The sequence below is a fragment of the Vibrio sp. B183 genome, assembly GCF_000740665.1.
Taxonomy (GTDB): Bacteria; Pseudomonadota; Gammaproteobacteria; order Enterobacterales; family Vibrionaceae; genus Vibrio; species Vibrio coralliilyticus.
The window spans coordinates 139,300-158,909 of the sequence record NZ_JPQB01000026.1; the positions used below are offsets into that span (position 1 = coordinate 139,300).

Below are 19,610 nucleotides of genomic sequence, written 5' to 3' on the forward strand. Positions count from 1 at the left end.
CTGAAAATCACAACAAAGAATTTAGAAAAGGAAACTAAAGATGGCTGCTAAAGACGTTAAATTTGGTAACGACGCACGCGTAAAAATGCTAGAGGGTGTAAACGTTCTGGCTGACGCGGTAAAAGTAACACTTGGTCCTAAAGGCCGTAATGTTGTTCTAGACAAATCTTTCGGTGCACCAACAATTACTAAAGATGGTGTATCTGTAGCGCGCGAAATTGAACTTGAAGACAAGTTCCAAAACATGGGTGCGCAAATGGTTAAAGAGGTAGCGTCTCAAGCAAACGACGCTGCGGGTGACGGTACAACAACTGCAACAGTACTTGCTCAAGCTATCGTTAACGAAGGCCTGAAAGCGGTTGCTGCTGGCATGAACCCAATGGATCTCAAACGTGGCATCGACAAAGCAGTTGTTGCTGCTGTTGAAGAGCTAAAAGCGCTTTCAGTCCCATGTGAAGACACTAAGGCGATTGCTCAGGTAGGTACTATCTCTGCAAACTCCGATTCAAGCGTAGGTAACATCATTGCTGAAGCGATGGAGAAAGTAGGTCGTGATGGTGTTATCACGGTTGAAGAAGGTCAAGCTCTACAAGATGAGTTAGATGTTGTTGAAGGTATGCAGTTCGACCGCGGTTATCTATCACCTTACTTCATCAACAACCAAGAAGCAGGTTCTGTTGACCTTGAAAACCCATTCATTCTTCTGATCGACAAGAAAGTTTCTAACATTCGCGAACTTCTTCCGACTCTAGAAGCGGTAGCAAAAGCATCTCGTCCACTTCTGATTATCGCTGAAGATGTAGAAGGCGAAGCGCTAGCAACTCTAGTTGTGAACAACATGCGTGGCATCGTGAAAGTAGCGGCTGTTAAGGCGCCTGGTTTTGGTGACCGTCGTAAAGCTATGCTACAAGACATCGCTATCCTAACGGGCGGTACAGTAATTTCTGAAGAAGTGGGTCTAGAGCTGGAAAAAGTAGTTCTAGAAGACCTAGGTCAAGCGAAGCGTGTTGCGATCACTAAAGAAAACACAACTATCATCGATGGCATTGGTGAAGAAGCAATGATCTCTGGTCGTGTTGCTCAAATCCGTCAGCAAATCGAAGAAGCAACTTCAGACTACGACAAAGAGAAGCTACAAGAGCGCGTTGCTAAACTAGCCGGCGGTGTTGCAGTTATCAAAGTTGGCGCTGCGACTGAAGTTGAAATGAAAGAGAAGAAAGATCGCGTAGAAGATGCGCTTCATGCAACTCGCGCTGCCGTTGAAGAAGGCGTAGTAGCTGGTGGTGGTGTAGCACTGATCCGCGCAGCTTCTAAGATCACTGAACTTCAAGGTGATAACGAAGAGCAAAACGTTGGTATCCGCGTTGCACTTCGTGCAATGGAAGCACCAATCCGTCAAATCACTACAAACGCTGGTGACGAAGAGTCAGTGGTAGCGAACAACGTGAAAGGTGGAGAAGGTTCTTACGGCTACAACGCAGCAACGGGTGAGTACGGCGACATGCTTGAGATGGGTATCCTAGACCCAACAAAAGTAACTCGTTCTGCACTTCAGTTTGCGGCATCAGTTGCTGGCCTAATGATCACAACAGAAGCGATGGTTACGGATCTACCTCAGAAAGATGCACCTGCGATGCCTGATATGGGTGGCATGGGCGGCATGGGTGGTATGGGCGGTATGATGTAATTACCCGTGAGCTACTTAGCTTAATAAGTAAAAACGGAGACTTTGGTCTCCGTTTTGTTTTGCCACAAAATAGCTTAGACATCGGTGTTAACAGTAACTCCTACCTGTATGTGGTGTTATTATGTCTAGGTTTTCTAATGCAAATGGAAAGAGAGCTGACTCTTCCATCAATATATAACGGAGTGCGTTGTGAAAGTTGCGGTTGTTGGTACAGGTTATGTTGGTCTATCAAATGCGATGTTGTTAGCTCAAAATCATGAAGTTGTTGCTTTAGATGTGATTGAGCAAAAAGTGGAGCTGTTGAATAACAAAGTATCCCCGATTGTTGATACCGAAATAGAAGACTTTTTGGCAAATAAGTCATTAGACTTCGAAGCAACGACAGATCGGGAATACGCTTATGCCGGTGCCAGATTTGTAGTTATAGCTACACCAACAGACTATGATCCAGAGACCAATTACTTTAACACTTCATCAGTAGAATCTGTTATTAAAGATGTGATGGAAATAAACCCTCAAGCAGTTATGGTTATCAAGTCTACTGTACCCGTTGGGTATACAGAGAGAGTTAAGCAAGACCTGCAATGTAATAATCTCATTTTTTCACCAGAGTTTCTACGAGAAGGTAAAGCGCTTCATGATAACCTATATCCCTCGAGAATTATTGTCGGCGAGCAGAGTGATCGTGCTCGAGAGTTTGCAAAATTACTTATCGAAGGAGCCAAAAAGCAAGATATTGAAGTGTTATTAACCAACTCGACAGAAGCTGAAGCTGTGAAGTTATTCTCTAACACTTACCTTGCAATGCGTGTGGCATATTTTAATGAGTTAGATTCATATGCAGAAGCACATGGTTTAGATGCTCGTCAGATAATACAAGGTGTCGGATTAGACCCTAGAATTGGTAATCATTACAATAATCCTTCATTTGGGTATGGTGGGTATTGTTTACCTAAAGATACGAAACAACTTTTAGCTAACTACGAAGACGTTCCTAACAATATAATCGGAGCGATAGTTGATGCTAACCGTACACGTAAAGATTATATTGCTGACTCGATTTTGAAACGAAATCCAAAAGTTGTAGGTATTTATCGGTTAATAATGAAGGCAGGTTCTGATAACTTCCGCGCTTCATCGATACAAGGCATTATGAAGCGTTTGAAAGCCAAAGGTATTACTGTGGTTGTGTATGAGCCAGTGCTAGAAGAGGATGAGTTCTTCCATTCGGAAGTTGTACGAGATATAGACGCCTTTAAATTGAAATCTGATGTGATCGTTTCAAATAGGATGGCGGATGAGCTCCTTGATGTTGCTGATAAAGTTTATACAAGAGATCTGTTTGGCTCTGACTCTTAGTCAAAGTAGTTATTCAAACGGAGCTTTTAGGCTCCGTTTTCGTATCTGAGTTCTGTGCTATAGGTTAAGAAGTTTATCTACTCACCGACAATACCTTCTAACCTAGAGAATAATCTCTCTTACTTCTGCATCTTTGCGCTCAAGATAATGAGTGGACTTAATACGGCGAATGGTGCGGCATCGACCACGGATAAGCAGCGTTTCTGTTGTGGCAATGTTACCTTGGCGAGTGATGCCTTCGAGCAGGTCACCTTTAGTAATCCCCGTTGCTGAGAAGACCACATTATCACTCTTCGCCATGTCTTCCAAAGTGAGTACGACATTTGCTTCTACGCCCATTTCTTTACAGCGTGTTAGCTCTGCTGTGCCGTAAATGCGGTTTTCTTCTGTATCGCCTTTGACTTCATGACGAGGCAGTAAACGGCCATGCATGTCACCATCCAGAGCGCGGATGACTGCAGCAGACACCACCCCTTCAGGTGCGCCGCCAATACAGTACATTGCATCAACTTCGCTGTCAGGCATACATGTCAGAATCGAAGCGGCTACATCGCCATCTGGTACGGCAAACACACGCACTCCCATTGCCTGCATCTCCGCAATCACTTGGTCATGGCGTGGCTTAGCAAGCGTAATGACGACTAACGTATCTAGCGTTTTATTCAACGCTTGAGCGATATTCTCTAGATTGTCTTTCAGTGGCTTATTAAGGTCGATACAGCCTTTCGCTCCTGGACCTACGACCAACTTTTCCATGTACATGTCAGGTGCTTTTAGGAAGCTGCCTTTCTCGCCAGCTGCGAGTACTGCTAACGCATTTGATTGCCCCATAGCCGTCATACGTGTGCCTTCAATGGGATCGACTGCAATATCGACTTCATCACCGCCGATTCCGACGTTTTCACCAATGTAGAGCATAGGCGCATCATCAATCTCGCCTTCACCAATCACAATTTCACCGCTGATATCGGTCTTGTTGAGCAGGATTCGCATCACTTCAACGGCAGCACCGTCGGCCGCATTTTTGTCACCACGCCCTAGCCATTTATAACCAGCCAATGCGGCGCCTTCTGTTACTCGGGAAAATGCCATTGCCAAATCGCGTCTCATGATGACTCCAAATATAGAGAATAGGGGGAATGAATTAAACGCGCAGGATTTTAGCATAGTTGTAAGTAAACGTTTGCCATTTTCGCTCAGCGGAATTGAACTCGATCAAAATGAGGTGAAAATCGACAAAAAATTTGGCCTCAGCGCTTCTCCGTCAGTGCATTGTCAATGTATGCTGTTTTTTTGACCGAATGGTGCGAAATATAGAATATAGGGCGTGTTTATCACTCTCTGCCTGAGTAGAATGAGGACATTAGGTGGAGAAAGCTCTTCACAATAACCGGACAATACAAGGTAGGCTAAGATGTCTTTTGAAGTACTAGAAAAACTAGAAGCGAAAATCCAAACTGCAGTTGACACCATTGCACTTCTACAAATGGAAGTGGAAGAGCTGAAAGAAGAAAAAGAGAAGCTGGCAGTAGAAGCAAATGAGCTTCGTTCTAGCCGTGAAGAGATCGAACAAAAAGCGCAGCAGATGCAACAAGAGCATTCTGCTTGGCAGGAGCGTATTCGTAGCTTGCTAGGTAAAATGGACGAAGTAGAGTAAGCATCGTCTAATGACAAAAAGGGTAGCCATGGCTACCCTTTTTACGTTTTTAGAGGAATAGTGAGTGTTCAGGTTACACCTGAGGGCGCACGCCTAACGTATGGCACAGCGCGTAGGTCATTTCTGCACGGTTCAGTGTGTAGAAGTGGAAGTCTTTCACACCTTCACGGCTCAGCACTCGAATCATGTCGATGGCTTGGCTTGCTCCAACCAGCTGGCGCGTTGTCGGGTCATCATCCAAGCCCTCAAACTGTTTCGCCATCCAGCTTGGTACTTTAACATTGTTCTGAGCGGCAAAGCGTGACGCTTGCTTAAAGTTCGAAACAGGTAAAATACCCGGTACGATTTCAACGTCGATGCCTGCTGCGACACAGCGGTCACGGAAACGAAGATAGCTTTCAACGTCAAAGAAGAACTGAGTAATAGCGCGGTTTGCGCCTGCATCTACTTTACGTTTGAGGTTAAGTAGATCCGCCTGCGCACTTTTGGCTTCTGGGTGCACTTCTGGGAAAGCGGCAACGGAGATATCAAAATCGTGACGCTCTTTAAGCAATTTCACCAGATCGGAGGCGTACATTTCTGGCTTACCGCCGCCCGGTGGGATGTCACCACGCAGCGCGACGATGCTCTGAATACCGTTCGCCCAGTAATCATCAGCAATACGTGCTAGCTCTTCACGTGACGCGTCAATACACGTTAGGTGGGGAGCGGCAACTAGCCCTGTTTCAGCTTTAATTTCTTTAATGATGGAGTGTGTGCGATCACGTTCACCTGAGTTCGCACCGTAAGTGACAGAAACGAATTTAGGTTTTAGCGTTTTGAGGCGATGGACTGAGTTCCATAGGGTTTCTTCCATTTTTTCACTGCTGGGTGGAAAAAACTCAAATGACACATTGATGTTGTCAGAAAGTTCCGCAATATTCTGGTTTAAGGCATCTATATGGCCGGCGTGCGTATATCCCATCTTACTCTCTCCATGTGGCAATTGGACCACAAAACTCAAATCGACGTTTAGACGTCTATATGTCCACAGAATGTATTGAATACGATTTAAAGTCAACAGTGCGATTATGAATTTTTTTCAAGTTAAATATTAGACGTTTTCAACTTGATAGGTAATGGTATGACTGAGAAAGAAAAAACGCAGCCCTTAGCTGCGCTTTATTCAATTATAAGAAGCTGGAAAGAAGGTTGAGGTCAGACTGAATTGCACCTGCGGTTACCTCTCGGCCTGCGCCGGGGCCGCGAATGACCAGTGGGTTATCCTTGTACCATTTGCTTTCGATGGCGAAGATGTTGTCACATGGCAGCAAGTTAGCCAGAGCATGTTCTTTACTTAGCGCTTCAACACCGACCGTTGCGGAACCGTTCTTCTCCAGTCTTGCGACGTAGCGCAGTATCTTGTCTTCGCGCTGAGCTTTCTCTAAACGCTCGGCTAACAGTTCACTTAATAGTTGGCTTTTATCGAGGAAATCATCCAGCGACAGATCGGCAAGCTCAGCAGGAACCAAGCTTTCAACTTTAACCGCTTCTGGTTCCAGATCGAGCCCGGCCTCACGCGCTAAGATAACTAGCTTACGCATTACATCAGAGCCATCCAGATCGCAGCGCGGGTCCGGTTCCGTCAAGCCTTGCTGCCAAGCGAGATCCACTAGCTCTGCAAAAGGCACGTTGCCGTCATACTGTTGGAACAACCAAGAAAGCGTGCCAGAGAAAATGCCTGATAAGGCATGGATGTCATCGCCACTTTCACGTAAATCTTTCACCGTGTGGTTGATCGGTAAACCAGCTCCGACAGTTGCATTGTAAAGCCAGTGGCGGTTGATCTTAGCGAAGGCATCTTGCACCTGGTGATAATAATCACTGGATGCGGAGCCAGCGACTTTATTGGCAGAGATTAGGTGCATACCTTGCTCTGCAATATTTAGGTAACGCTTGGCTAGTTGTTGGCTAGCCGTCACATCGAGCACAACGACGTCATCGTAACCCTGAATCGCGCCAAGCTTTCTTACCCACTCATCGCCTTGATACTCAATCGCTTCTTCTTCGTAGTGAGCGCTGACGGTACTGGCATCAATACCTTTAGGATTAAACCAGTAGTTTTGACTGCCAACGACAGCAACCAGTTCGAAGTTCATGCCGCGGCGTTTTTCTAGCTCTGCTTTTTGCTCAGCAAAAAGTTCAAGCCAGCTCGAGCCAATATTGCCTTTGCCACACAGAGCAATGCCGACACGTTTCTGAGCTTGAAATAACTGGCTGTGGATCGATTTGACCAAAACAGAAGTATCCGTACTGCGCAGTACAGCGACCAAGCTTAATCCGGACTGAGATTCTGAAATAAACTCCACAGGAGAAGACTTAAGCTTCTGGTAGAAACCGTAGCAGTGGTTGGCATTTTTAGTTACGCCTGCACCGACTGCTGCAATCAACGAATAGCCTTCTTTGAGCTTGATTTCTGCTTCTATCGCGGCGTCTTGGAGGTATTCGAGTGCGCCGCCTGCAATCTCAGCGGTATACGCTAAGCGCAGTGTTTGTTGGTCTTCCTGTGTTTCATAGGTCAGTGGCTCAAGTTGAGCGCGTTTCAGCCCTGCAAGTGTTTCTTGTTCAAGGCGACTGAAATCGTGGCCAGAGGCAAAGTTGAGTTGGATAAGCAGCACTTCTTTCAATGAAGAAATGATTTTAGCGCCGCGACCTGAGGCCAGCACGCGTTCAATGCGTGTGGAGCCATCTTCTGGCTCATAGCTGCAACGTAGGTGCAAGTCCATCGCACTTTGCGCGACCGGCTGAAGGGTGCGGCTGTGCAAGACTGGCGCAGCAAGTCGGGCTAATTCGCTGGCTTCATCAAGGCGCAGTAGAGGCAGAAGGCATGCATCTGAGACTAAACGTGGGTCTGCGCTGTAGACACCTGCGACGTCACTCCAGATGGTCACGCGTTTTACTTCGGCTAGCGCACCAATGACAGTGGCGGAGTAATCTGAACCATTACGACCAAGCAGAATTGTATGGCTTTGGTCATCCTGTGCCATAAAGCCTGTGATCACAACGCGGTGATGGGCGTGTTGAGCGAGTACTTCCTTGATCAGCGGATAGGACGTGCCTCGGTCAACCTCTGGTTGTGTGCCGGCTTCGGCACGTAGGAAGGCTCTTGCATCCTGAGCAACGGCCTGTAGGTCATTTTGATTCAGTAATGCCGCCAGCAATCGAGAAGACCAAACCTCTCCGTGACCTAATACGGCTGCGCGCTCGGCAGTCGTTAAGGGAGCTGTTAGCTCACCCAGTGTGCTGAATTCGTCGTTGAGTGTGGCAAGAAGCTGCTCTTGGCTTTCACCTTGTAACAGGTCTTCGACCAGCTGTACCTGAAACTGACGTAATGACTGCAAGGCTTCGTGGGCGAGGCGACCGTCTTTGTTAAGAAAGTCTAAAAACTCAATCAAACGATTGGTGGTCTTGCCTGCCGCTGAGACAACAATTAAATCTTCTTGATTAGAATACTCTTTGAGAATATTAACTACGCGGCGGTAACACTCTGGATCCGCGAGGCTACTGCCGCCAAATTTATGCAATTGACGCTGCTGGCTCATGACAACGCCTCCTGAGTTTTACTGAATGCCTGTTCTAGATCGGCAATCAGGTCATCAGCGTCTTCGAGGCCGACAGAAAGGCGGAGCAGCTGCTGTGAGACTCCGGCTTCTGCTAATGCGGTTTCACCCATTGCTCGGTGTGTCATTGACGCAGGGTGGCAAATCAGGCTCTCCACACCGCCAAGTGATTCGGCGAGCGAGAACAGTTCTAGCTCACCAACAAAATGTTTGAGCTGCTCAAAGCTGCCTGCAAACTCAAAGCTGAGCATAGAGCCGAATCCAGACTGCTGCTTTTTCGCAATCTCGTGGCCCGGGTGCTCCGGCAAGCTTGGGTGATAGATGTTACCTACCAGAGACTGAGACTGTAGGTAATTGAGAATGTGTGCTGAACTCTCTTCATGTACTTTCATGCGTGCACCCAGAGTTCGAATACCGCGTAATGTCATGTAGCTGTCGAATGGTGTGCCGGTAGCACCGATACAGTTGCCCCACCAAGCAAGATCTTCAGCATGCTGCTCAGTTTTGGTGATCACCACGCCACCGATGACGTCAGAATGACCGTTAATGTACTTGGTCGTCGAGTGAATGACGAAGTCAGCGCCGAGTTCAAGAGGCTTTTGGAACACAGGTGTCAAAAAGGTATTATCGACGCCGACCAGAGCACCAACCTGGCGGGCTTTTTCACATACTGCGGCAATGTCGACTACGCGAACCAGAGGATTAGACGGTGTTTCCAACAGAATCAGTTTAGGTTTCTTTGCTATAGCGTCGTCCAAGGCTTTTTGATCAGACTGATCGACAAACTGAACCTTGAAGTCACCTTTCTGAGCGCGGGTGTTAAACAAACGATACGTTCCGCCGTAGCAATCGTGTGGCGCGATGATCAGGTCATCTGGGCCAAGAAATGCAGAGACCCATAAGTTTAACGCTGAGGTTCCACAGTTGGTCACTACCGCACCTTTACCAGACTCCAGCTCATACAGAGTTTTTTCTAATAAGCCACGGTTTGGGTTACCCGAGCGAGTGTAGTCATATTTTGGCACTTCACCGAAGGCGGGAAATCCGTAGTTAGTCGAGAGGTAAATAGGTGGCACAACGGCATGATGCTGAGTGTCTGACTCGATACCAGTACGTACCGCGATTGTGGCTGGTTTACGGGCGCTCATAAGTGTTTCCTTTCGAACTGTAGTGACTTGGCTGGAGATTACACTATACCTGTTTGCCGGATGTTAGATATATGTTATTCCAATCGTATATCTCTTCACTTTACTTCTCATTTTTTAAGACGTCAACACTTCTAGACGTCTATATGTCTTTGCTTGTGGCCATAAATCCCGCTAAAATTACGCTTTCTAATTTTATACATAATGAATCATAAAGGTGCGCAATGGCAGATTGGAACGGCGAATACATTAGTCCGTATGCTGAACATGGAAAGAAAAGCGAACAAGTAAAGAAGATTACGGTTTCTATTCCATTGAAAGTATTGAAGGTTTTAACTGATGAGCGAACGCGTCGTCAGATTAATAACCTGCGCCATGCGACGAACAGTGAGCTGCTTTGTGAAGCGTTTTTACATGCTTATACAGGCCAGCCATTACCTACCGATGAAGATTTGCGTAAAGATCGCCCAGATGATATTCCCGCGGAAGTGAAAAAACTCATGACTGAGATGGGCATTGAATTCGAAGCGTATGATGAAGAGTAACAACTGGCAGCGCGCCTGGTTTTTATTTTGCTGAAAACTAAAAAACCGCTGAATGTTCAGCGGTTTTTTTGTTGCAGAGAGGAACGCTTACACTTCCATGTAGTTCTCTGGCATTTCAATGCGAGCCACACCTGACTCTACTGCTGCTAGAGCCACCGCTTTTGCAACACGTGGTAATAGGCGAGAGTCCATCGGTTTAGGAATGATGTAACCAGGACCAAATTCCAGCTTATCCACGCCAGCGGCTTTCAATACTTCCTCTGGAACTTCTTCTTTCGCCAGTTCACGAATGGCGTCTACTGCAGCGAGTTTCATTTCATCGTTGATTTCGCTAGCACGAACGTCAAGAGCACCACGGAAGATGAATGGGAAACACAGTACGTTGTTTACTTGGTTCGGGTAGTCGCTGCGACCTGTACCCATGATTAAATCATCACGAACTTCATGCGCCAGCTCTGGTTTGATTTCCGGATCTGGGTTTGAACACGCGAAGACAACAGGTTTGTCAGCCATCAGTTTTAGTGCTTCAGGAGCGAGCAAGTTCGGGCCAGATACGCCTAAGAACAGGTCTGCACCTTCAATAACATCTTCCAGCGTACGCTTGTCAGTGTTATTCGCAAATAGCTGTTTGTACTCGTTGAGATCATCACGGCGAGTGTGGATAACGCCTTTGCGGTCAAGCATGTAGATCTTTTCACGCATTGCACCACATTTGATCAGTAGCTCCATACAAGCCACTGCGGCAGCACCAGCGCCAAGACATACAATCGTAGCGTCTTCTAGCTTTTTGCCTTGCAGTTCAATCGCGTTAAGCATGCCTGCTGCGGTTACGATTGCTGTGCCGTGTTGGTCATCGTGAAAAACCGGCACATCACAGCGCTCAATCAACTGCTTTTCAATTTCAAAACAATCTGGCGCTTTGATGTCTTCAAGGTTGATGCCGCCAAATGTATCGGCAATGTTAGCTACCGTATCGACGAATTCTTCGATTGTGCGGTGTTTGACTTCAATGTCGATAGAGTCCAAACCAGCAAAGCGTTTGAACAAGAGAGATTTACCTTCCATGACTGGCTTTGATGCCAGCGGACCTAAGTTACCAAGACCAAGAATTGCTGTTCCGTTAGAGATAACCGCTACCATGTTGCCTTTAGAGGTGTACTTGTAGACATTATCTGCATTCTGTGCAATTTCACGTACAGGCTCAGCCACGCCTGGGCTGTACGCTAACGCCAGATCACCTGCCGTTTCGGCTGGTGTTGTCAGCTCAACCGAAATTTTACCTGCTGTTGGGTAAGCATGGTAATCCAGCGCTTGCTGACGGAATTGTTCTTCAGGGGATAGTTCTTGGCTATTGTCATCGGACATAGGTGTAGGTACTCGTTAATAATAATTAGGATAGGGGGAAATCCATTCTAGAGTAACTAAGTCAAGCTGCCTAGGTCAGAATGCGAGCTAAACCAATAAAATGTGCTAAATGACTGGAGATAAGACCAGATGGGTAGAGATATGGCTAGCGAATATCAAACAGTGGAAGATATTACTCTGAATGAATAGCTGAAGAAGCAGATAACAAAAAAGGACGCCGTAGCGTCCTTTTCTCTTCGTCTAAAAAGAGATTACTTCTTAGAAGAAAGAGCACCGAAACGCTTGTTGAAGCGATCTACACGGCCGCCAGTATCAACGATACGCTGCTTACCAGTGTAGAATGGGTGACATTTGTCACATACGTCTAGGTGGATTGACTCTTTAGTTAGAGTTGAGTTGAACTCGAAAGAGTTACCGCAAGAACAAGTTGCTTTAACTGCTTTGTATTCTGGGTGGATACCAACTTTCATGGGAAAACCTCTAAAATAGGCCGTGTCGCTATCCGATTCTAAGCCGGACACCACACGTAGTTAATAAAATTTCACTTGGGATATCGCTGTTCAAAAACAAGCCATATCACTAAGGCGCGATATAGTAATGAATACGGCCTCAGGGATCAACCGATTTACCAATAAAGTTGCTACTTTTTTAGCCGCTGATGGTTATCCATGCTAGAAATCGAGTTAGCGATGCTGTCGCTTCCCCGCTTAGCGCTTTTCCCTTAGACTAATTACGTTCCTTTCATTTTGTTTTAAGCCTATATGCGACCGACGATTGCCCGAGTAGCCTTACCTGTACCGCTCGACAAACAGTTTGACTATCAGATTCCTGCTCACCTGTTTCCTATTATCGGTGGGCGCGTGTCTGTCCCCTTTGGGCGTCAGACGCTGGTTGGTGTGGTCACGGCGTTGGTGAATCAGTCTGAGTTCAGTTTTGACAAGCTCAAACCGTTAAAACAAGTGCTGGATTCTCAGCCTGTGTGGCCCGGTAGCCTCTACGAGTTGTTGCAATGGTGCAGTCAGTTTTATCAGTATCCTCTTGGAGATACCTTGCTCAATGCGATGCCAAGTGCACTTCGTAAGGGTAAAGAGGCGGATTTTGCAACGCTGGTGGAGTGGCAGTTAACCGCAGCTGGGCGTAACCAACTGATGTTAGGTTTTGGCCGAGCCGTCAAGCAAGCTAAGGTCATGCATATGCTTGAAAGTGGTTCAGTACCACACCAGCACTTCATTGATGAAGAAGTCAGCTCCAGCGTTCTCAAAACCTTGCAAGAGAAAGGCTGGGTTGAGTCGATAGAGTGCAAACCGGAGATTCGCGATTGGAGTCGGCAGGTTGAAGTAGATGTGGACAAGCCAAAGCTTAACGAAGAGCAGGCTGTCGCTATTGCGACCGTGAATAGCTTTGATGGTTTTGGTTGTTTCTTACTGGAAGGAGTGACCGGTTCAGGTAAGACAGAAGTTTATCTGAACCTTATCAAGCCAGTGTTGGAGAAAGGGCGGCAAGCTCTCGTGCTGGTACCGGAAATTGGCCTGACGCCACAAACCATTAACCGCTTTCGCCACAGGTTTGATGTACCAGTCGAAGTGATTCATTCAGGGCTCAACGACAGCGAAAGATTGAACGCGTGGTTAAGTGCCCGAGATAAAGCCGCTGGCATCGTGATTGGCACGCGTTCAGCACTACTGACGCCTTTTGCTGATCTCGGCATCATCATTGTTGATGAAGAACATGATGCTTCTTATAAACAGCAAGACAGCCTTCGCTATCATGCGCGCGATGTTGCTGTAATGCGAGCCAACAAAGAACAAATTCCAATTGTACTAGGCTCTGCGACACCGGCATTGGAAACTCTGCATAATGCATTATCGGGCAAGTACCACCATCTGACACTGACCGAGCGCGCCGGTAATGCTGTTCCGACGACAAACAAGGTACTGGATGTGAAAGGCCAGTATCTGGAAAGTGGTTTATCCGCCTCTCTGATTGCGGAAATGCGTCAACATCTCAGTGCCGGTAATCAGGTAATGTTGTTCCTCAATCGTCGCGGTTTTTCGCCAGCTTTGATGTGCCATGATTGCGGTTGGATTGCAGAATGTAAACGATGCGACGCTTACTATACCTATCACCAATACAGCAATGAGATTCGTTGCCATCATTGTGGTTCCCAGCAGCCTACTATTTATCAATGTCAGGGGTGTGGTTCGTCAAACCTGGTCACCGTGGGAGTAGGGACAGAGCAGCTTGAAGCACAGCTGGGTGAGCTTTTTCCAGAGTATAAAACCATTCGTATTGACCGTGACAGCACTCGGCGCAAAGGCAGTCTGGAATCGGCTCTCGGAGACATTCGCAGCGGCAAGTACCAGATATTGATTGGCACCCAAATGTTGGCGAAAGGCCACCACTTCCCCGATGTGACTTTGGTGGCGCTGTTGGATGTCGATGGTTCGCTATACAGTAGTGACTTCAGAGCATCGGAGCGTTTGGCTCAGCTGTTTATTCAGGTGGCAGGGCGAGCAGGGCGTGCCAGCAAGCCGGGAGAGGTGATCCTACAAACGCATCACCCTGAACACAGCTTGCTTCAGGCTCTGCTGACCAAAAGCTATCGACATTTTGCCGAGACCGCATTGCAGGAACGCAAATTTGCCATGTTGCCTCCTTATTCTTATCTGACCTTGTTCCGTGCTGAGGCGAATAACTCCCAACACGTGGAAGCATTTTTGCGTCAGGTTCGTCATACCTTAGAAGCCCACCCGCTTTTTGATGGGTATTGTCAGGTTTTGGGGCCCACTCCGGCACCACTGGCAAAACGTGCCGGTAAACATCGTTGGCAATTAATGTTGCAGACGCAAACTCGGCCAACCATGCAAAAGTTACTTTCTAGTGCGAAACCGGCGATCCAAATGTTACCGAATGCGAAAAAGGTACGTTGGTCTTTAGATATTGAGCCGCAGGATTTGAGCTAATTTCTCACCTTTTTCATTTAATTGTGATTCACGTCTCGTCTCGGGATTTAAATTTGTTAATCTTCCCGTAACTTTCTGTTTCGAAATGAATAAACTATGGATTAGCTCAATTGAAAAGGTTGGGTGATATAAGACAGGTAAACGATTGCTATAGGCAATAAACATAAGAATGGGTTTTAGCTCATCAATATCGGTTTAGGTGGCACTAGGCGCTACCGTGTTTAGGAAATGAAGAGGGTAATTAATATATGGCGACAATGAAGGATGTTGCTCAGCTGGCAGGCGTTTCAACTGCAACAGTATCGCGTGCTCTAATGAACCCGGAAAAAGTATCTTCAGCCACAAGGAAGCGGGTCGAAGATGCAGTTTTAGAAGCCGGATATTCACCAAATTCTCTGGCGCGTAACCTGCGCCGAAATGAGTCCAAAACCATAATTGCAATCATCCCGGATATTTGTGATCCCTACTACACCGAGATCATCCGTGGGATTGAAGACGCTGCGATGGAACATGGCTACATCGTGCTGCTGGGAGACAGTGGTCAGCAGAAAAAGCGTGAGAGTTCTTTTGTCAATCTTGTCTTTACTAAGCAGGCCGATGGAATGTTGCTGCTTGGTACCGACCTGCCGTTTGACGTCAGTAAACCTGAGCAGAAAAACCTGCCGCCTATGGTGATGGCGTGTGAGTTTGCACCTGAACTGGAGCTGCCAACGGTACACATTGATAACCTGACATCAGCATTTGAAGCGGTGAACTATCTTACGCAGATGGGTCACAAGCGCATTGCTCAGATTTCGGGTCCTAGTTCTGCGGTACTATGCCAGTTCCGCTACCAAGGTTACCAGCAAGCGCTACGCCGAGCCGGCATCAGTATGAACCCGAATTACTGTATCTACGGTGACTTCTCGTTTGAAGATGGTGCGAAAGCCGTCAGACAATTGTTGGCTTTACCCGAGCCGCCAACGGCTATTTTCTGTCACAATGATGCGATGGCCATCGGGGCGATTCAAGAAGCGAAGAAGCTGGGCTTGCGCGTCCCGCAAGATCTGTCAGTCGTTGGCTTTGATGATATTCAGTTTGCTCAGTACTGCGATCCACCACTGACGACGATTTCTCAGCCGCGTTACGAAATTGGCCGACAGGCGATGTTGATGATGCTGGAGTTGTTGCGCGGTCATGACGTTCGTGCTGGCTCTCGATTGCTAGAAACTCAGCTGGTTGTCAGGGAAAGCGCTGCTCCACCGCGAGTCATCTGACGATTGCTTTCACTCAGCGGCGCATTTTGATGCGCCGCTTCCATTTCCCCTCTGTAATCAGGGTGCATTCTGCATTACCATAGCGGCAGAGGTAACAGACATTGATGTACAGCAGTGGCAAATAGAGATTATGTGAAACGCGGCCGTGGTAACAGCGGACGTAAACCAGCGCGTAAAAAGTCGGCACCAAAAAGAAAACCCTGGCGCAGTGGATTGTTAGCGATTCTACTGGTAGGTGGTTTTGGTTACGGGCTTTATACGTTGAGTAATGATCCTGAGCCGCCACAACCAGTTGTGCAGCAAAGCAAGCCTAAGCCAAAACCAAAGGCAGAAAAGGTGCTTCCTCCTCCTCCGGAAGAGAAATGGGACTACGTTGATTCTCTGCCGAGTCGTGAAATCGAAGTCACGGCGAAAAAGCAGGTAGTGTCTGAGATCCCATATATCATGCAGTGTGGCGCGTACACCAATGCTTCTCAAGCCGAAGCGCGTAAGCTGGATATAGCCTTTCAAGGTATCAACAGTAAGATCCGTAAGAAAGAAGGCAGCAAGTGGTATCGCGTTGTGCTCGGGCCATATAAGTTCAAACGTGACGCTGAACGAGATAAGCACAAACTTCAGAGGGCCAAGATTGAGCCTTGTGCCATTTGGAAAGACAGTCAGTAAAGAAAACGAGCCATCAGGCTCGTTTTTTGTTCATTGGATTGTAGATAGAACACGCTCTCAACGTGGAGCGTAATCCCAGCCACTGCTGCCCTTGAATTCCCCGTAAGCCAGCCTCATATATCTCTTAACACCAAGATGAAAATAATTATGAGGCTCTACTCGTGACTACTATTGTATCTGTACGTCGAAACAACAAAGTCGTCATTGCCGGCGATGGACAAGTATCACTGGGTAACACTGTGATGAAAGGCAACGCACGTAAAGTACGTCGTTTGTACAACAACAAAGTGCTTGCTGGCTTTGCTGGTGGTACCGCAGACGCATTTACGCTGTTTGAAAAGTTTGAAAGCAAACTGCAAATGCACCAAGGTCACTTAACTAAAGCTGCTGTTGAGTTGGCCAAAGACTGGCGCAGTGACCGTGCGTTACGCAAACTTGAAGCTCTGCTTGCGGTAGCTGACGAAACTGCCTCGCTTATCATCACTGGTAATGGTGATGTGGTTCAGCCTGAGAACGATCTGATTGCGATTGGCTCTGGTGGTAATTTCGCCCAAGCAGCGGCGACCGCTTTACTAGAGAACACAGAGCTAGATGCTCGTGACATCGCGGAGAAATCACTAAAAATTGCTGGTGATATCTGTGTGTTTACCAATCATCACCACACTATCGAAGAACTAGAAATCCCAGCTGAACTTAACGCTGAATAACCCAAGATAGTGGCTACCGAATTTAAGGAATTTGATTATGTCTGAAATGACTCCCCGCGAAATTGTTCATGAACTTAACCGCCATATCATTGGTCAGGATAACGCGAAACGCTCAGTGGCCATTGCACTGCGTAACCGCTGGCGCCGTATGCAGCTTGAAGAAAGCTTACGCGTTGAAGTCACACCAAAGAACATTCTGATGATTGGTCCAACTGGTGTTGGTAAAACGGAGATTGCCCGTCGTTTAGCTAAACTGGCCAATGCACCGTTTATTAAAGTAGAAGCAACGAAATTTACTGAAGTGGGTTACGTTGGTAAAGAAGTCGAGACTATCATTCGCGATCTGACGGATGTCGCTATTAAGATGACGCATCAGCAAGCGATGGAAAAAGTTAAATTCCGTGCCGAAGAGCAAGCAGAAGAACGTGTTCTTGATGCGCTTTTACCACCAGCGCGAGATGCTTGGGGTCAAAGTGAGCAGCAAGACGAAAGCTCTTCGAATACGCGTCAAATCTTCCGTAAGAAACTACGCGAAGGCAAGCTAGACGACAAAGAGATCGAAGTCGATGTCGCTGCACCGCAAATGGGTGTAGAAATCATGGCGCCTCCTGGTATGGAGGAGATGACTAATCAGCTTCAAGGTATGTTCCAAAACTTAGCTGGCGATACCAAGAAAAAACGTAAGCTGAAAATCAAAGATGCATTTAAGGCGCTGACGGAAGAAGAAGCTGCGAAACTGGTTAATCAGGAAGAGCTGAAAGAACAGGCTATCTTCAACGTTGAGAACAACGGTATCGTGTTTATCGATGAGATTGACAAAATTTGTAAGCGTGGCGAAAGCTCAGGCCCAGATGTGTCTCGCGAAGGTGTTCAGCGTGACCTGCTTCCTCTGATTGAAGGCAGCACAGTGTCAACTAAGCACGGCATGGTGAAAACCGACCACATTCTATTTGTGGCATCTGGCGCGTTCCAGGTGGCCAAGCCATCGGATCTCATCCCTGAGCTGCAAGGTCGTCTGCCAATTCGTGTCGAGCTAGAAGCGCTTTCAAGTAATGACTTCAAACGTATTCTGACTGAGCCAAAAGCGTCACTGACAGAGCAGTATATTGCTCTAATGAAGACGGAAGACGTGGATATCGAATTTACGGAAGAGGGTATCACTCAAATTGCAGAAGCTGCTTGGACAGTGAACGAAACCACTGAGAATATTGGTGCTCGCCGACTACATACGGTGATGGAGCGTTTGATGGATGAAATTTCTTTTGAAGCAACGGATAAATCTGGTTCTAAGCTGAAGATTGATGCCGAATACGTTAAAGCCAAGTTAGGTGAAACAATAGAAGATGAAGACCTAAGTCGTTTCATTCTTTAATCCGTACCCTAGGAAAAAGCCGATCGCAAGATCGGTTTTTTTGTTATTAATCGTTGAAGGAAGTTTGCGTTCACTCTCACTCTTTGGTTTCCCTCCATTTGCTACCTCGCGAGATAGACAAAGAACGCTATAGTGGAATGACTCTAACTGCGCAAGGAAGCAACATGTCGACCACAGAATCCCACTCGCCTTTGAACGATTTTATTGAATTTCCTGCCGAGGAAATGTCCGCGCGTGCTGAACAGAATTATCAACAGCTCAAACGCCGCCATTCGATTCGCAGCTTTTCAGATCGCCCAGTGGCGAAAGATATTATTGAGAACTGCATCCGTGCAGCCGGAACGGCGCCGAGCGGAGCGAATCATCAGCCGTGGCATTTTGTCGCTATCAACAGTTCGGAAGTGAAAGGTCAAATCCGCCAAGCCGCAGAAGAGTTAGAACGTTCTTTCTATGAGGGTAGAGCAGGGCAGGAGTGGCTGGATGCTTTAAAGCCCTTAGGGACTCACGCCAGTAAACCCTATCTTGAGACAGCACCTTGGCTAATTGCGGTTTTTTCACAGAAGAAAGGTGGCATGAGCAATGATGGGGAGCAAACCAATTATTACGTGCATGAGTCGGTCGGTATCGCGACGGGCTTTTTACTGCAAGCACTGCATAACGCTGGCCTAGGAACGTTAACGCATACCCCTAAACCAATGAGCTTTCTAAGTAAGATTTGTGGCCGTGATAACGATGTAGACAGGCCGTACATGTTGATTGTGACGGGTTATCCTGCTGAAGATGCAACGATTCCTGAACATGCGACCCACAAGAAACCTTTGCCTGATATCGCAACCTTCATTGAGTAGTGATGGACTGAGCGCAATAAAAAAGCTGGTATTAAGCCAGCTTTTTTATTCTAGTATTCTCAGAGCATAAAGATAAAAATCACGCTCAAGGCCGAGATAAGCCCAGCAAAGGCGTAACAGCCGATTTTCCCAGCTAGCCCCGCATGAATTTTGAGATCATGCATACCGTGATGAATACGATGCATGGCATGCCACATTGGTAGTGCGAGAGTACCAATGATAAACAGAGCGCCGATAATGCTGGTAGCAAATGCGGTGACACGCTCGTAGCTCATAGCTTCAGCATCAATTACACCTATGGGAACAAGAATACCAAGTATCAATACCGTCACCGGAGTGATCATGGCAAACCAAGTACCGCCTGCGCCAAATAGACTCCACCAGATAGGCTCATCAGAACGCTTGGGAGCACGATCTACGGAAAAATTAGGTTTCATAGTCATA

At 47.0% G+C, this 19,610-nt stretch carries 17 protein-coding genes; 10 read left to right on the forward strand and 7 right to left on the reverse strand.

The window, feature by feature from the left end:
• Positions 1–40 precede the first annotated feature (40 nt).
• Both groL and IX95_RS22640 read left to right on the forward strand, forming a co-directional pair.
• Entirely contained in the window at positions 41–1,687 is a 1,647-nt protein-coding gene (gene groL / locus IX95_RS22635) for a chaperonin GroEL (protein WP_038164233.1), read from the forward strand.
• A gap of 189 nt (positions 1,688–1,876) precedes the next feature.
• The gene (locus tag IX95_RS22640) at positions 1,877–3,046 is read left to right on the forward strand and encodes a nucleotide sugar dehydrogenase (RefSeq protein ID WP_019277574.1); all 1,170 of its coding nucleotides are present in this window, start codon (positions 1,877–1,879) and stop codon (positions 3,044–3,046) included.
• Between the two features lie 102 nt (positions 3,047–3,148).
• On the opposite strand, the gene glpX is transcribed toward IX95_RS22640, so the two are convergent.
• On the reverse strand, positions 3,149–4,156 hold the full coding sequence (gene glpX / locus IX95_RS22645; protein WP_038164235.1) for a class II fructose-bisphosphatase: 1,008 nt from the start codon (positions 4,154–4,156) through the stop codon (positions 3,149–3,151).
• A gap of 304 nt (positions 4,157–4,460) precedes the next feature.
• On the opposite strand from glpX, the gene zapB reads away from it, so the two are divergent.
• Complete coding sequence (gene zapB / locus IX95_RS22655; protein ID WP_021457293.1) at positions 4,461–4,703, forward strand: cell division protein ZapB; 243 nt, start codon at positions 4,461–4,463, stop codon at positions 4,701–4,703.
• Between the two features lie 73 nt (positions 4,704–4,776).
• Here zapB and metF read toward each other — a convergent pair whose 3' ends face one another.
• The 3 genes from metF to IX95_RS22670 all read right to left on the reverse strand — a co-directional run bounded on the left by metF (position 4,777) and on the right by IX95_RS22670 (position 9,450).
• Positions 4,777–5,667 (reverse strand): methylenetetrahydrofolate reductase, encoded by an 891-nt coding sequence (metF, locus tag IX95_RS22660; protein ID WP_019277576.1) that lies wholly within the window; start codon positions 5,665–5,667, stop codon positions 4,777–4,779.
• A 205-nt stretch (positions 5,668–5,872) separates the two neighbouring features.
• Positions 5,873–8,284 carry a bifunctional aspartate kinase/homoserine dehydrogenase II gene (locus tag IX95_RS22665; RefSeq protein ID WP_038164240.1) on the reverse strand — a complete coding sequence of 804 codons (2,412 nt, stop codon included), beginning with the start codon at positions 8,282–8,284 and terminating at the stop codon, positions 5,873–5,875.
• Positions 8,281–9,450, reverse strand: a complete 1,170-nt coding sequence (locus IX95_RS22670) for an O-succinylhomoserine (thiol)-lyase (protein WP_038164242.1) — start codon at positions 9,448–9,450, stop codon at positions 8,281–8,283. Before IX95_RS22670 ends, IX95_RS22665 begins: the two co-directional genes overlap by 4 nt.
• Positions 9,451–9,671: 221 nt before the next feature.
• On the opposite strand from IX95_RS22670, the gene metJ reads away from it, so the two are divergent.
• Positions 9,672–9,992: a met regulon transcriptional regulator MetJ gene (gene metJ / locus IX95_RS22675; protein ID WP_006963343.1), complete on the forward strand. Its 321-nt coding sequence runs from the start codon at positions 9,672–9,674 to the stop codon at positions 9,990–9,992.
• Between the two features lie 87 nt (positions 9,993–10,079).
• Here the strand turns inward: metJ and IX95_RS22680 are convergent, their stop codons facing one another.
• Together IX95_RS22680 and rpmE are read right to left on the reverse strand one after the other, a co-directional pair.
• Positions 10,080–11,357: a malic enzyme-like NAD(P)-binding protein gene (locus IX95_RS22680; protein ID WP_038164244.1), complete on the reverse strand. Its 1,278-nt coding sequence runs from the start codon at positions 11,355–11,357 to the stop codon at positions 10,080–10,082.
• A 251-nt stretch (positions 11,358–11,608) separates the two neighbouring features.
• Positions 11,609–11,827, reverse strand: coding sequence for a 50S ribosomal protein L31 (gene rpmE / locus IX95_RS22685; protein ID WP_019277580.1), 219 nt, complete (start codon positions 11,825–11,827; stop codon positions 11,609–11,611).
• A gap of 291 nt (positions 11,828–12,118) precedes the next feature.
• Between rpmE and priA the strand changes: the two genes are divergently transcribed.
• The 6 genes from priA to IX95_RS22715 all read left to right on the forward strand — a co-directional run bounded on the left by priA (position 12,119) and on the right by IX95_RS22715 (position 19,166).
• A complete protein-coding gene (priA, locus tag IX95_RS22690) occupies positions 12,119–14,320 on the forward strand; it encodes a primosomal protein N' (RefSeq protein ID WP_038164247.1) in 2,202 nt (733 codons plus the stop codon).
• 248 nt (positions 14,321–14,568) lie between these two features.
• Complete coding sequence (gene cytR, locus IX95_RS22695) at positions 14,569–15,576, forward strand: DNA-binding transcriptional regulator CytR (RefSeq protein ID WP_006963339.1); 1,008 nt, start codon at positions 14,569–14,571, stop codon at positions 15,574–15,576.
• A gap of 114 nt (positions 15,577–15,690) precedes the next feature.
• Positions 15,691–16,239, forward strand: coding sequence for an SPOR domain-containing protein (locus IX95_RS22700; protein WP_029236296.1), 549 nt, complete (start codon positions 15,691–15,693; stop codon positions 16,237–16,239).
• A gap of 161 nt (positions 16,240–16,400) precedes the next feature.
• Positions 16,401–16,946 carry an ATP-dependent protease subunit HslV gene (gene hslV / locus IX95_RS22705; protein WP_006963336.1) on the forward strand — a complete coding sequence of 182 codons (546 nt, stop codon included), beginning with the start codon at positions 16,401–16,403 and terminating at the stop codon, positions 16,944–16,946.
• A gap of 37 nt (positions 16,947–16,983) precedes the next feature.
• Entirely contained in the window at positions 16,984–18,318 is a 1,335-nt protein-coding gene (gene hslU, locus IX95_RS22710; RefSeq protein ID WP_038164249.1) for an HslU--HslV peptidase ATPase subunit, read from the forward strand.
• A gap of 164 nt (positions 18,319–18,482) precedes the next feature.
• Positions 18,483–19,166 (forward strand): nitroreductase family protein, encoded by a 684-nt coding sequence (locus tag IX95_RS22715; RefSeq protein ID WP_038164251.1) that lies wholly within the window; start codon positions 18,483–18,485, stop codon positions 19,164–19,166.
• Between the two features lie 59 nt (positions 19,167–19,225).
• Here IX95_RS22715 and frdD read toward each other — a convergent pair whose 3' ends face one another.
• Entirely contained in the window at positions 19,226–19,603 is a 378-nt protein-coding gene (gene frdD / locus IX95_RS22720) for a fumarate reductase subunit FrdD (protein WP_019276840.1), read from the reverse strand.
• Positions 19,604–19,610 lie beyond the last annotated feature (7 nt).

What these genes read in the sequence shown, in the direction of transcription:
- rpmE (WP_019277580.1), bottom strand. Translation starts at nt 11,827, where the DNA reads ATGAAAGTTGGTATCCACCCAGAATACAAAGCAGTTAAAGCAACTTGT.
- IX95_RS22670 (WP_038164242.1), bottom strand. Translation starts at nt 9,450, where the DNA reads ATGAGCGCCCGTAAACCAGCCACAATCGCGGTACGTACTGGTATCGAG.
- metF (WP_019277576.1), bottom strand. Translation starts at nt 5,667, where the DNA reads ATGGGATATACGCACGCCGGCCATATAGATGCCTTAAACCAGAATATT.
- priA (WP_038164247.1), top strand. Translation starts at nt 12,119, where the DNA reads ATGCGACCGACGATTGCCCGAGTAGCCTTACCTGTACCGCTCGACAAA.
- cytR (WP_006963339.1), top strand. Translation starts at nt 14,569, where the DNA reads ATGGCGACAATGAAGGATGTTGCTCAGCTGGCAGGCGTTTCAACTGCA.
- IX95_RS22680 (WP_038164244.1), bottom strand. Translation starts at nt 11,357, where the DNA reads ATGTCCGATGACAATAGCCAAGAACTATCCCCTGAAGAACAATTCCGT.
- IX95_RS22715 (WP_038164251.1), top strand. Translation starts at nt 18,483, where the DNA reads ATGTCGACCACAGAATCCCACTCGCCTTTGAACGATTTTATTGAATTT.
- metJ (WP_006963343.1), top strand. Translation starts at nt 9,672, where the DNA reads ATGGCAGATTGGAACGGCGAATACATTAGTCCGTATGCTGAACATGGA.
- frdD (WP_019276840.1), bottom strand. Translation starts at nt 19,603, where the DNA reads ATGAAACCTAATTTTTCCGTAGATCGTGCTCCCAAGCGTTCTGATGAG.
- glpX (WP_038164235.1), bottom strand. Translation starts at nt 4,156, where the DNA reads ATGAGACGCGATTTGGCAATGGCATTTTCCCGAGTAACAGAAGGCGCC.
- groL (WP_038164233.1), top strand. Translation starts at nt 41, where the DNA reads ATGGCTGCTAAAGACGTTAAATTTGGTAACGACGCACGCGTAAAAATG.
- hslU (WP_038164249.1), top strand. Translation starts at nt 16,984, where the DNA reads ATGTCTGAAATGACTCCCCGCGAAATTGTTCATGAACTTAACCGCCAT.
- zapB (WP_021457293.1), top strand. Translation starts at nt 4,461, where the DNA reads ATGTCTTTTGAAGTACTAGAAAAACTAGAAGCGAAAATCCAAACTGCA.
- IX95_RS22665 (WP_038164240.1), bottom strand. Translation starts at nt 8,284, where the DNA reads ATGAGCCAGCAGCGTCAATTGCATAAATTTGGCGGCAGTAGCCTCGCG.